At 48.9% G+C, this 13,629-nt stretch carries 10 protein-coding genes and 1 riboswitch; of the genes, 8 read left to right on the forward strand and 2 right to left on the reverse strand.

The window, feature by feature from the left end; translation table 11 throughout:
• Positions 1-73: 73 nt before the first annotated feature.
• The gene (gene mgtA / locus PBN151_RS18535) at positions 74-2,755 is read right to left on the reverse strand and encodes a magnesium-translocating P-type ATPase (RefSeq protein WP_083545225.1); all 2,682 of its coding nucleotides are present in this window, start codon (positions 2,753-2,755) and stop codon (positions 74-76) included.
• 191 nt (positions 2,756-2,946) lie between these two features.
• Positions 2,947-3,087, reverse strand: coding sequence for a hypothetical protein (locus tag PBN151_RS31390; protein WP_175560750.1), 141 nt, complete (start codon positions 3,085-3,087; stop codon positions 2,947-2,949).
• Between the two features lie 298 nt (positions 3,088-3,385).
• Positions 3,386-3,557, reverse strand: a riboswitch (M-box (ykoK) riboswitch).
• A 168-nt stretch (positions 3,558-3,725) separates the two neighbouring features.
• Here PBN151_RS31390 and PBN151_RS18540 point away from each other — a divergent pair.
• The 8 genes from PBN151_RS18540 to PBN151_RS18575 all read left to right on the forward strand — a co-directional run bounded on the left by PBN151_RS18540 (position 3,726) and on the right by PBN151_RS18575 (position 13,619).
• Positions 3,726-4,454 carry an amino acid ABC transporter ATP-binding protein gene (locus PBN151_RS18540; RefSeq protein ID WP_072730209.1) on the forward strand — a complete coding sequence of 243 codons (729 nt, stop codon included), beginning with the start codon at positions 3,726-3,728 and terminating at the stop codon, positions 4,452-4,454.
• 31 nt (positions 4,455-4,485) lie between these two features.
• Positions 4,486-5,292 carry a transporter substrate-binding domain-containing protein gene (locus PBN151_RS18545; protein ID WP_072730210.1) on the forward strand — a complete coding sequence of 269 codons (807 nt, stop codon included), beginning with the start codon at positions 4,486-4,488 and terminating at the stop codon, positions 5,290-5,292.
• Between the two features lie 100 nt (positions 5,293-5,392).
• Positions 5,393-6,064: an amino acid ABC transporter permease gene (locus PBN151_RS18550; protein WP_021262607.1), complete on the forward strand. Its 672-nt coding sequence runs from the start codon at positions 5,393-5,395 to the stop codon at positions 6,062-6,064.
• Positions 6,064-6,714 (forward strand): amino acid ABC transporter permease, encoded by a 651-nt coding sequence (locus PBN151_RS18555; protein ID WP_072730211.1) that lies wholly within the window; start codon positions 6,064-6,066, stop codon positions 6,712-6,714. Before PBN151_RS18550 ends, PBN151_RS18555 begins: the two co-directional genes overlap by 1 nt.
• A 108-nt stretch (positions 6,715-6,822) precedes the next feature.
• Positions 6,823-8,076 carry a sensor histidine kinase gene (locus PBN151_RS18560; protein WP_083545226.1) on the forward strand — a complete coding sequence of 418 codons (1,254 nt, stop codon included), beginning with the start codon at positions 6,823-6,825 and terminating at the stop codon, positions 8,074-8,076.
• Positions 8,077-8,091: 15 nt separating this feature from the next.
• Positions 8,092-9,012, forward strand: coding sequence for a response regulator (locus PBN151_RS18565; protein WP_072730212.1), 921 nt, complete (start codon positions 8,092-8,094; stop codon positions 9,010-9,012).
• A gap of 763 nt (positions 9,013-9,775) precedes the next feature.
• Positions 9,776-12,127, forward strand: coding sequence for a ribonucleoside-diphosphate reductase subunit alpha (locus PBN151_RS18570; protein WP_072730213.1), 2,352 nt, complete (start codon positions 9,776-9,778; stop codon positions 12,125-12,127).
• 439 nt (positions 12,128-12,566) lie between these two features.
• Positions 12,567-13,619 (forward strand): ribonucleotide-diphosphate reductase subunit beta, encoded by a 1,053-nt coding sequence (locus PBN151_RS18575; RefSeq protein ID WP_072730214.1) that lies wholly within the window; start codon positions 12,567-12,569, stop codon positions 13,617-13,619.
• Positions 13,620-13,629 lie beyond the last annotated feature (10 nt).

The raw sequence follows: 13,629 nt of genomic DNA on the forward strand, positions 1-13,629 counted from the left end.
GATAGCAAGGTTCGAGATTGAATCGAATTGAATTGCAGCCAGTTCTTACAGTCAATCCTTATATCCTCGATCCTTACAACCAGTCATTAAAGCGGCGGATATACCATTTCTTGACGGTCTGCGTCAAAATGCAGTAACCGAGCAGAATAGCTGCCAACCAAGGGAAATACGACAATGGCAGCGGCACTAAGCCAATCCCTTCTCCGAACTCGGAGAACGGAATCATAATGCCTGCCAGCATAATGAGCCCCGTCAGCAGCATGACAGGAAGGCTCGCCCGACTCTGGATAAATGGTACCTTCTCCGTACGGATCATATGCACGATCAAGGTTTGCGACAGCAGCCCCTCAATGAACCAACCGGAATGGAATAGGGCTTGATCTGCAGGTGAATTCGCAGCGAAGACGAACATCATCAATCCATAAGTGAGGAAGTCGAAGATTGAACTTGTTGGCCCAATGAACAGCATAAAGCGGCCAATCGACTTCGCGTCCCACGTACGCGGCTTCTTCAAGAACTCTTTATCCATGTTGTCCCACGGAATCGACAGCTGCGACACATCATAGAACAGGTTCTGCACGAGCAGATGCAGCGGCAGCATCGGCAGAAACGGCAGGAACAAGCTTGCGCCGAGTACACTGAACACGTTGCCGAAGTTCGAGCTGGCCGTCATCTTGATGTATTTGATCATGTTGCCGAACGTGCGGCGACCTTCGATGATCCCCTTCTCCAGCACCATAAGAGACTTTTCGAGCAGAATAATATCTGCCGACTCCTTCGCAATATCCACCGCAGTATCAACCGATATGCCAATATCCGCTTCCTTCAAAGAGATTGCATCGTTAATGCCGTCACCCATAAATCCGACCGTATGCCCCTTCGCCTGCAGGGCACGAACGATCCGCGCCTTCTGCATCGGATTCAGCTTCGCGAATACCGTCGTCTTGTCAGCCAGCTCCGCAAGCGCCGTATCGCTCAACTCATCAATTTCCTTGCCTAGCACAATACGACCTGTGTCGATGCCCACATCACGGCACACCTTGCGCGTCACCGCATCGTTATCTCCAGTCAGCACCTTCACCGCTACCCCATGCTCAAGCAGCGCTGCAATTGCAGGGGCCGCACTATCCTTCGGCGGATCCAGGAATCCGATATAGCCAACGAATACAAGCCCTTGCTCATCGGCAGCACTGTAGGATTCACGGGAACTTCCATCGTGCAGAACTTTAATCGCTACACCAATGACGCGAAGCCCATCTTCGTTCATTTCATTCGCTTTGCGCAGCAGTTCCTGCTTCATATCCTGCTCCAAGCCAACGACCTGTTTGCCATCAAGCATGGATTCACTGATTGAGAGCATCTCCTCCATTGCACCTTTGCAGATCAGAACATGTTCCCCTTGCTTTCTAGACAAGACCACAGACATCCGTCTGCGATTGAAGTCAAATGGAATCTCGTCAACCTTCATATAATCCAGATCCAGACCCGCAAGGCCATGCTCTTCTGCCCGCTCTACGACCGCATGGTCAAGCAGATTGCGGAGCCCTGTCTGATAACGGCTGTTCAAGTACGCGTACCGAAGCACTTGCTCGCTTTCTTCCCCATGGATGTTCAAATGCTTCTCCAGTATAATTTTGTCCTGCGTCAAGGTTCCTGTCTTATCCGTACACAGCACATTCATCGCGCCCAAGTTCTGAATCGCGTTGAGACGCTTCACGACTACCTTCTGGCGTGACATCGCCATCGCACCCTTCGCCAGATTCGACGTCACGATGACGGGCAGCATTTCCGGCGTTAACCCTACTGCGACTGACAATCCGAAGAACAGCGCATCCCACCAGTCGCCTTTCGAGAATCCGTTGATGAAGAAGATAATCGGCACCATCACCAGCATGAAGCGAATAAGCACGAAGCTGACACTGTTGATGCCGCGCTCGAAGCTCGTCATGGGCCGTGCTCCGACCAAGCTGTGCGCCATCGCGCCGAAGTACGTTTGCGAGCCTGTCGCAATGACAACTGCCGTCGCGGAGCCGCTGACAACCGTCGTCCCCATGTATGCCATATTATCTAGCTCCAACGCCTGCTTAGCTGTCTTAATCGCCTTAATGCGGCGCTGTACAGGCAAGACCCCAATATCCCGCTTCTCTACCGGCATTGCTTCTCCCGTCAACGCCGACTCCATAACAAGCAAGTCCTTGGCAGACAGAAGGCGGATATCTGCAGGAATGAGATCGCCTGCCGCGAGCCTTATCATATCTCCAGGAACGAGCTGCTCCATATCAATCTCACGGCTCTGCCCGCCGCGAATAACTGCGGCTGTCGTCTTCACCATCGCCTTCAGCTTCTCCGCTGTGCGCAAAGAGCGGAATTCCTGCGTGAACGTAATGATAATACTGATCGTAACCATTGTCGAAATAATAATAACGGCCTCTGTATCATCCGTTAGCGCCGAGAATACGTCCAGACCGAGCAGAACAAGAATGAACGGATTCTTGAAGCATCGCAGCAGCTGAATGTACCAAGCAGGCGGCTTCTCATACGCAACCTGATTAGGGCCGTACTCCTCCAAACGGCGCATCGCCTCCATCTCGTCCAAGCCGTATGGCTTCGTCTTCAACTCTTCCAGCACATCATCGACATGAGACTCCGATGCCTCAATGAGACGCTGTTCCAGCTTCGCATTTTCCTTATCTGCATCTCTGCGCGACACATATTTAGGCCATTTACGTTTAGTTTGATTAACCTTCATTTCCATAGTGAATTCCTCCTTCTCATGCACCAAAGTACGCAAAAAGACCTCCCTGCCTACAGGGAGGTCTGCATGACCCGAACCTTCATTTCCTTGCTGTCTGCATGCGCATACTTCTTCCGCACAAGAGGGGAAATCCCTCATTTTCTCACGGATGTCACTTGCTTGTGGATATGATCCATACCAGCAGACCTCGACTATCCAAGGTCTGAATACTCCATGTACAAACGCACATACGAGTACTCCTGCTGCCGATATGATATGATCTTCGATCGCCAATCGAAGCTGTCATTCTCCACAAGTATACAGCCGTTACGGTCGGGTTGAACGAATTTCATCGCAAAGTAACGGAGTGCAGCACTTCTGAACTACACTTCCATTTCCTCACATCACAAAATAAGCCATCCCATGTATCGGTGTCGGCAAGTGAATAACGCATAGGAAAGCAAGGAGAATCAAGGTTCTCCCGTTCCAAGGTTTCACAAAGCTATGCAATTGTGTCTTCGGACTCGGGCTTCCGTCCATGCGTAATCACCGCCTTTTCCTGTCTAATTGATTCATCATACGAAAAAAACCCTTCGGCTCGCCGAAGGGTTTCGCATGCGCAAATAAAGAACTGGGATATTGCCTATCCCGTTCCAGCCCTCCTCGTCGAGCTTCAGCACTATACAACGTAAAGGGATTCATTCCCTTAGCCACCTTAAGAAGAGCCTTAATCCGACAATTCCTGTTCTACCCATGGGCATCTCTCGATATTTCTGGGCAGTGGCCTCTGTTCGTATAGGAGCCTCACCTAACAAAGCTTAGATTGTTTTTCCTCATACAATGTATTACGGCACTTCTCGTTTGTCAACCGCATAACTCAAAAAAATATTTTACACTCATGCTGTAGGATTCCGTCATTTTCAGTTGTTTTTCCATTACGCTGTGTGCTATACCGCATCCGAATCCATAGATCGGCGAAAGGAGGAGGCCCATGATACATTTCCATCAAATCAATAAGCATTACGGCAGCTTTCATGTGCTTAAAGACATTAATTTATCGATCAAGCAAGGGGAAGTCGTTGTCGTCATCGGCCCAAGCGGTTCGGGGAAAAGCACAATGGTTCGCTGCATTAACCGGCTCGAAACGATTACCGACGGCGAGCTCATTGTCGACGGGATACGCGTAAACGACAAGTCTACTGACATTAATCGACTTCGGCGCAATATCGGCATGGTCTTCCAGCACTTCAACCTGTATCCGCATAAAACGGTGCTGCACAATATTACACTCGCCCCGATAAAGGTAGCAGGCATGTCCAAGCAAGAAGCAGAGGAAGCAGCAAGACTGTATTTGGACAAAGTTGGCATTGCTGATAAAGCGAACGCCTACCCTTCTCAGCTGTCAGGTGGTCAGCAGCAGCGTGTTGCCATTGCGCGAGGACTCGCGATGAAGCCCAAAATTATGCTGTTCGATGAGCCTACATCGGCACTCGATCCTGAGACTATCGGAGAAGTGCTCGACGTTATGAGAACGCTTGCGAAGGAAGGCATGACGATGGTCGTCGTTACCCATGAGATGGGCTTCGCCAAGGAAGTAGCAGATCGCATCGTGTTCATGGATCAGGGAAGGATTGTCGAAGAAGCAGAGCCTGTTTCCTTTTTTACAAAACCGCGCGAAGAGCGTGCCCAGCTATTTCTTAGCCGGATACTGAATCACTAAATGATAAGCGATGAAAAGGAGTGTATGTCCCATGAAACGTTGGATGAAATTGATGAGCATGACAATTGTAGCCGCCTTTATTGTAAGCGCTTTATCTGCTTGCGGAAATCAAGCCTCTGAAGGAGAAAACGCCCTTGCAAAAATCAAAAATCGGGGCAAAATTATTGCCGGCGTGAAGTATGACCTGAACCTATTTGGACTGAAGGATCCTGCCACCGGAAAAGTGCAAGGCTTGGACATTGATATTGCGAAACAAATTGCCAAAAAGGTGCTGGGCAATGAGGATGCGATCGAGTTCATGGAGGTGACATCGAAGACACGGATTCCGATGCTCAAAAATGGCGACATAGACTTCATTATTGCAACCATGACGATAACCGACGAGCGCAAAAAAGAGATTGATTTCTCGGATGTATATTTTACAGCCGGCCAGTCCCTGCTTGTCCCTGCTGACAGCCCCATTAACTCCATTAAGGATTTGACCAATGATTCCAAGGTACTCACAGCCAAAGGCTCTACATCCGCCAAAAACATTCGCGAATCTGCACCTGACGCGCAAATTCTAGAGTTTGAAAATTATGCCGAGGCATTTACAGCCTTGAAGGCTAAGCAGGGCAATGCGTTGACGACTGACAACGCGCTGCTGTATGGAATGGCTAAGCAGGACAGCAACTTCCGTGTCTTGGATGAGACATTTACAGAAGAGCCTTATGGCATCGGCATTCGCAAGGGAGAAGCAGAACTAGTTAAAGCCGTGAACGACACCTTGAAAGAGCTGAAGGAGAACGGTGAATACGACAAAATATACGAGAAATGGATCGGCAAAAAGCCAAACTAACAGACCGTCATGTCCGCACGGATTCCGGTGAGGGGATAAGCGCTGGCCGCTCATCCCCTCTTTCGGGTTCATCCAGCCTACCAACGAGGGAGGAACATTGATGTTTATCAACTTTTCGATTCTTAGCGAGCATCTGGATCGCTACTTGATCGGGCTGGGAGGCACGCTGGCTGCCAGCCTGATTTCACTCGTGGCAAGCTTTATTCTAGGTGCAATCATCGCGGTATTTCGCATCACACCCGTCAAGCCGCTTCAATGGCTTGGTACGATCTATGTTGAATTTATTCGCAACATCCCACTGATGCTCATTGCCTTTTTTACGCTGGTCGGGCTTCCGCTCGTAATTGGCACCGTCCTTATCCCATTTGTGGCGGGTCTTACCGCCTTGACCGTGTATACTTCTGCTTTCATCGCGGAAGTGATTCGTGCTGGAATTCAAGCAATCCCCAAAGGACAGATGGAGGCTGCCCGATCTTCTGGACTGACCTATACGCAAGCAATGTGGCATGTCATCCTGCCGCAGGCCGTCAAGTTGGTTATTCCGCCACTCGGCAACCAATTTTTGAACTTGGTCAAAAACTCGTCTATTTTCACTGTTCTATCCGCTACAGACATCATGTATCAAGCTGACTTAATCAATTCCGATACATTCGACACGTTTAGCACCTATATTTTTGCCGCGATGTTTTATTTGGTGCTGACGATTCCGCTCAGCTTCGGTATCCGTTATTTGGAACTTAAATATCAAGGTGTGAAGGGAGTCGAAGCATAATGGATTTCATTGGAGCGTTGTCCCCTGTTAATATGCAGTTTTTGCTGCAAGGCGCCCTTATCACCTTAGAAGTCGCCATAGTGTCCATTATCATTAGCTTTATCATCAGCGTCATAGTCGGAACCGTTCGATATGCCCAAGTCCCCATTCTAGGCAAGCTATTTGCCATCGTGGTGGAGATCATTCGTAACCTGCCCCTATTGCTGATCATCTTCTTTACGTATTTTGCCCTGCCGCAGATCGGTATTAAGCTTGATAAATTTACAGCGGCCATAGTCGCTCTTGTTATTTTTGAATCGGCCATGATTTCTGAAATCGTGCGGGGTGGGTTGAACTCAGTTGAAAAAGGACTCCTCGAAGCAGGACGCTCATCCGGGCTGACAATGACTCAGACGCTAAGGCATATTGTTCTTCCCATCGCGCTTCGGCGAATGGTTCCGCCCATCGTCAGCCAATTTATCTCGCTATTGAAGGATACCTCACTCGCCGTCGTCATTGCCCTGCCGGAATTGATGAACCATGTGCAGATCATTAATGGGCAAAATATCAATTACGTCATTCCAACATTCTTGTTTGCCGCCCTGCTCTATTGCATAGTCAATTACTTGTTATCCCTCGCCTCACGCAGGCTGGAGCACAAACATTCCTGAATATGGATAATTCTACAAGACAACATACCCTCTTTTCCGGTACGATAAGAAGAGGCCCCGAAGGCAGGTGCAGTGTCGGAGCTTGCGGAAAGGAGTGTTCATATTCGATTGCGTGACCAGAGGCTGCTTATTTGGAGCATCATATTATTGTCCACAGGGCTGCTCGGTGAGATGAAAATCAACCCATTTGGCGGTGATTTTCGCTTTTCGCTCGGCATCATGGCCTTCTTTTTCGGGTTGCTGTGGTTCTCGGTTCCCGTGCTTGCCACGGGTATCTCAGTAGGGGCATTCGTTGTAGTATTCCGGATCGCGCTTGGATTGCTGCTCTATGATATCCCCATTCCTCTTGGATTTGCACAGCACATGCCTGTATTTTTTTACTACGTCACCTTCGCCGCCATCATCTTCCTGCTCAAATTGAAAGCGAATGTGGAATATCATGTGAAGGTCGCGATATACGGCGCACTTGCCGATATGGCATCCAATGGTGTGGAGCTGCTCGTTCGCATTGCCTCGGGCACTCCGTCCAACATGAGCTATCAGGAATACCTGCTCATCATTCTCGTTGGCCTGCTGCGCAGCTTCTTCGCCGTAGGTCTGTGCAATATGCTGGCCATTCGACAAGTTCGTGCACAGGCAGAACAGCGTCGTCTGGAATTGGAACGTCTTATGATGATCAATTCCGATCTGTTCGAAGAAGCGTTCTATTTACGCAAGTCCATGTCCCATATTGAAGAAATTACGCGCGAAAGCTATCGGCTGTATCAATCGCTCAAGCAGCGGCTCTATGCAAATGCAGCACAAGCATTGCAGATTGCCAAGCATGTACATGAGCTGAAGAAAGACTCCGAGCGCATTCTGTCTGGCCTATTCAAAATCATTCATCAGGAACGCATGCTCTCCAAACGCATTCAGATTGCTGAATTATGCGCCATGGTCGTAAGGGCAAATACTAACTACGGCCTGCTGCTCGGAAAGCAGATCCATTTACATTCCAGCTGCAACATGAATCTCTCTACCACCGAGATCTATCCGCTTCTCTCTGTGTTGAACAACATTGCATCCAATGCTGTTGAAGCGATACCACAGGAAGGTCGAATCGATTTGCAGGTTGATTTGCATGACGGGCTCCTCTTGTTCTCTATCATCGATGACGGGCCTGGCATCTCGGCAGACGATCTTGAACTGATCTTCCATCCCGGATATACAACTAAATTCGATGCTGAGGGTAACTCTTCAACAGGCATTGGCTTATCGCATGCCACTGACATCGTCCAGCTATTCAAGGGCGACATTGACGTAACCAGCACTCCCGGACATACATGTTTTCAAATTCGGATTCCTGTAGAGCATTTAACTTGAGAGGAGGGTGTTCACTTGTTAAAATTCTATCTTGTCGAGGATGACCCTGCTATTCGTAAAATGCTTATGCGGATCGTTAGCGAAAGTGGCCTTGGCGAAGTCGTTGGCGAAGCCGGTGATGGCTCCTATGTATCGGCAGAGGTTGTCAGCCATGCAGACATTGTCATCATTGACTTGCTTATGCCGGGCCGCGATGGAATTGAGACGGTAAAGTCACTGCGGGAACATGATTATAACGGCCGCTTTATCATGATCTCCCAAGTCGAAAACAAGGAAATGATCGGCGAGGCCTACCAACAAGGGGTGGACACATTCATCCAAAAGCCTATCAATCGCTTGGAGGTGTTGTCTGTTCTTCGGCGTGTATCCGACCATTTGCGATTGGAGAAATCCATGCAATCTATCCGAAATTCACTTCGCGTCTTCGAAGTATCTGGAACGGAAGCCCTGCATGCATGGCAGGGGCAAGCACCTGTGCAACAGGAGAAGAATATAGAACAGCAAGCCAGATCACTGCTCCTGCAACTAGGGGTTGTCGGGGAAGCTGGTGCTCCTGATATGATTCGGATTGTAAAATGGCTGAAGGGACAAGAACAGGAACAACGACTGCTTCAAGATTTGCCGCCACTTAAAACGATCTACGAACAAGTAACATCGCACGGTCAAGCTGCAGGAGATCATCTCAAGCGCGATGTGCGTGCAATAGAACAGCGAATTAGACGATTAACTTTGCAAGCGCTTACTAACTTGTCCTCTATCGGATTGAGCGATTACGGCAACCCCACCTTTGAATACTTCGCGGCGCGGTTGTTCGATTTTCAAGAAGTACGCCTGCGCATGCGAGAGCTGGAGGAGTCCCGTAAGTCCACTTCCTGCAAACTAAATCTAAGAAAATTTCTATATGTATTTTATATCGAATGTGCCTCTACTCCGTGATCGATTCAGCGGAAAAAAGAGAGTACAGTTCCACCCTCTTCCCATACATACGTGCAGCCAGTACATCGATAATGCATTCAAATGAAATGTCGCACAAACTCTGGCTGCCGCCCTTTTTCCCTCTTTATTCGACATCAACTGCAATCTGTTTTGTCCACTGCACGCGGACAAACAGGTTTTATTCCATATGCGATCACAACATCCCCCTCCATCCTCCCCTCAGCAAGGAATCGCAGTAAAAAAATATTTTTTGTCCCCCGCTTACATCCCTCGGACAAGCCTGCTGGCAAGGAATATTGCCAATATAACACTCCAGAACCAGTGACATTTATCACCTTGCGCCTATTTACTTACCCTATATGTTGTAGTATATTTACAAAAGAATATCTACATGTTGTGATTGTTAAGAAATTACTACTACCAATACGCATAAAGTGCAAATGACCTCGAGAACAGCAACAACGGATAACCCTTACGCTGTATTCGAGGTTCGTTTTTGGAGCTTGTTAACAATCGCTAGGTAGATGGCAACTTGTATAAGCCATATCGGATTGTCGAGAATGATGAAGGTGTGCGTCCATGTATGGCGCACGCGCTGTTCTTATGCGCTTAGACAGAGGAGTGCTTCATTCAGGCCTATTATCAGCCCTTTATCTTGGATACATAACCAGCACTCAACTTGAAGTTTTATTTCTTCTGAACGACTCCGACATAGATAGCTAAGCTCCATCTCAATTCGATATTCGAGGAGGAATACTCACGAATGCAGACGACTACACCTATCGTCCACACCGTTCACAAGCCTAACAATCGCTCCCTTGCCTTCGATGCGGATCGCATTAAGCGCTACGGAGAGCGAATGATGGCTCCCTACCCTCAGCTTGATCGTGAGCGCTGGTACCGCAGTTTGCTGTCGAAGCTGCGCAGCAGCAGCGTACAGGCTGCAGATATTACCCAAGCCAGCATGATGACTGCGTTGGAATTGGTGACGAAGGAAGAACCGGATTGGAAGTTCGTTGCCGCACATTCCTTATTAACGAAGCTATATAAAGAGGCAGCCCTCCATCGCAACTATAAGTCTTATCCGGATAAGCCTTACGGAGATTTCTACAAGCTTATCTCTCGGCTATGCGATCTTGGTATTTACCGTCAAGAATTGCTGGAAGCTTACACACCCGAACAAATTCGAGAACTTGGACAATCCATTCAAGCGGAGCACGATCTTATCTTCGACTACATTGGACTTCTGACATTAGCAGAGCGGTATCTCGCCACTGACTTCGAAGGCCGCACGATGGAGCTGCCGCAGGAACGTTATATGATCATTGCTATGTACTTGATGCATAAGGAGCCGGCAGAGCGCCGAGTAGAACTGGCTAAGGAAGCATACTGGGCAATGGCTAATCTATACATGACCGCTGCTACACCGACGATGGCGAATGCAGGCAAGAAGGTGGCCGGACAATTATCCAGCTGCTTCATCGACACGGTAGACGACTCGCTGGAGGGCATCTTCGAGTCCAACACCGATGTAGCCCGCCTCAGCAAGATGGGCGGCGGTATCGGCGTATATCTAGGCAAGATCAGGGCACGCGGCTCCGATATTCGCGGACATAAAAATACAAGCTCAGGTGTTATCCCTTGGATTCGCCAGCTTAACAATACAGCCGTCAGCGTCGACCAATTGGGCACACGCAAAGGTGCGATCGCAGTGTACTTGGACGTGTTCCACAAGGATATTCTGTCCTTCCTCGATTTGAAGCTGAACAACGGGGATGAGCGCATGCGGGCGCATGATATTTTCCATGGGGTGAGCTTGCCGGATCTGTTCATGGAGGCGGTGGAGAACCGGGAGGATTGGCATCTGTTCTGCCCTCACGAAGTGAAGAAGATCATGGGCTGGAAGGATAACCATGGACGCCCACTTGGACTTGAAGATTTCTACGACGAGCAGCGTGGTCAAGGCCAGTTCCGCGATAAATACGCCGAGGCAGTTGCGAATTCAAACCTGCCGCGCATTACACTGCCTGCGATCGACATTATGAAGCGTATCTTGAAGTCGCAGCTAGAGACAGGAACACCGTACATGTTCTATAAGGATGCCGCGAACCGCGCGAATCCGAACAAGGCGCATGGCATGATCTACAGTTCCAACCTGTGTACGGAAATTATGCAGAACATGTCTCCTACCCTCGTTGAGCAAGAGGAACTGACCACTCAGGATGGACAGTCTCGCATTATTATTAGCAAGATCCCTGGTGATTTTGTCGTATGCAATCTGAACTCAGTCCATCTAGCGCGTGCTGTGCGTGCCGATATTCTGGAGCGGCTCATTCCGATTCAGGTTCGCATGCTGGACAATGTTATCGACATTAATCGCATTGAGGTGCTTCAGGCGCAGCATACGAACCGCCGCTATCGCGCAATTGGACTTGGAACCTTCGGCCTGCACCACCTGCTTGCCCTAGAGGGCATCGCTTGGGAGTCCGAAGAAGCCGTGCAATATAATGACGCGCTCTATGAGAAGATCAACTACCTGGCGATTCAGGCCAGCATGGAGCTTGCTAAGGAAAAAGGAGCATATCCTCTCTTCGCTCAATCGGAATGGGAGAACGGCCGCTATTTCTCCGATCGAGAATATACAACAAGCACCCGCCAAGGCAAATTCGTGACGACCGAACAGTGGCAAGAACTTGCGGATAAGGTACAGGCGAACGGCATGCGCAATGCATGGCTGATGGCGGTAGCTCCGAACGGTTCTACTTCCATTATTGCGGGCTCAACGGCAAGCATTGATCCAGTCTATGACCTGCTTAGCTATGAGGAGAAGACGACGTACAAGATTGCCAATCCTGCTCCGGATCTATCGGAGAAGACAATGTGGTATTACAAGACAGCCTTCCGTCTCGACCAGAACTGGTCCATTCGTATGGCAGCGGCACGTCAGCGCCATATCGATCAAGCACAGAGCTTCAACTTATATGTACGTCCGGATATTCGCGCAGTAGACTTTCTTTCTCTCCATCTTCATGCATGGAAGGCTGGGCTGAAGTCAACGTATTACGTGCGCAGTCAAGCATTAACCGTGGAAGAATGCGAAGCGTGCAGCTCGTAACGCACCCATCGTCCAGCGACGGACTCGAATCACTGTTAGAGGTTGTTCAAAAAGTCCGCTTTTGATCACGAAGTAAATCATGAAGTGGACTCGGCATCGAATCTTGAATTCAGCCGGGCCTAAACAGATGCTTACGAAGTATGTTTCCTGCGGAAACATCTCAGGTGCTCATGTACCCAAAACGTACACTCCGCTCCTCAGGCCCTAGCTTCATCCAATTGAGGCGTTTTGAAAAAACGCACATCGGAAGCATAAGCTTCGGTGCCGAAAACTGGCCTTTTTGAACACGCACTGTTACGGAAATCCGTTCATAAGATCGGGAAGGGCTACTGAACGTTACATACAGCAGCACAGCCCTTTCCTACTGGTTGACTTTGACAGCAACCAATTTGTGCATGATTGTGCACGGGGAATAAGGTGTATAGAGAGGAAGAGTTCTATGACATTGTTAGATCGTGAGCTAAATCGGCAGCTCATCTTCAATACAGAAGCACCGAATCAATCGACACGAATTATTCTAGGCGAATGCTCCGGCATATTGAATTGGAACGACATTCGTATGCCGCATATGTATAAATTGTACAAAGTACTCCTTCAAAATCATTGGATTGCGGATGAAATTCCGATGGCGAAGGATGCGCAGCAATTCCCGCTGTTAGACGAAGAAGAGAAGCATGCATTTAAAATCAATATCTCGCTGCTTGCTGTGCTCGATTCCATGCAGACGATGTTTGTCGGTGATGTGAAGAACTACTTCACTGACTCATCGCTAGAAGCCATATCGGCGATCATTGCGCAGCAGGAAGTCGTGCATAACCAATCGTATTCCTATGTACTGTCCTCTCTCGTATCCGAGCAAGAGCAGAAGGATATCTTCGAATATTGGAAGCATGATCGTGTGCTGCTTGAACGGAACCGATTCATTGCGGACATTTATCAGACATTCCGCGATAATTCAACACCTCAGACGTTCTTTGAAGCACTCGTAGCGGATCTGATATTGGAAGGGATCTTCTTCTATAGTACGTTCGCTTTCTTCTACAATTTAGCCCGGGATCAGAAGATGATGGCGACGAGCCAAATGATCTCATACATTCAGCGTGATGAGAACCAGCATTGCTACTTCTTCGGTGAGGTGTTCAAACAGCTGCTTGTGGACTTCCCAGAGTTGAATACCGAGGCTAACCGCCAATTTGTGTACGATACGATTGACCATGCTGTACAATTGGAAACCAACTGGGCCCATTATACGCTCAAGCAGGTACGCGGCATCGATCTGCGTGAATTGTCGGATTACATTAAGCACATTGCCAATCGCCGGTTAAGCCTTATCGGTATGGAGAAGCTGTATGAAGGCGTTGACGTAAACTGCATGCCGTGGATTAAGCCTTTCTCGGACGAAGCCTTGAATGCAACGAAGACCGACTTCTTCGAAGCGAAGTCCCGCACTTACGGCAAGGTCGGCGATGACAACGGCTTCGACGAGCTGTAGGCAGCTGTAG

Origin of the sequence: Paenibacillus sp. NAIST15-1 (assembly GCF_001894745.1) — a bacterium.
Classification (GTDB): domain Bacteria; phylum Bacillota; class Bacilli; order Paenibacillales; family Paenibacillaceae; genus Paenibacillus_B; species Paenibacillus_B suaedae.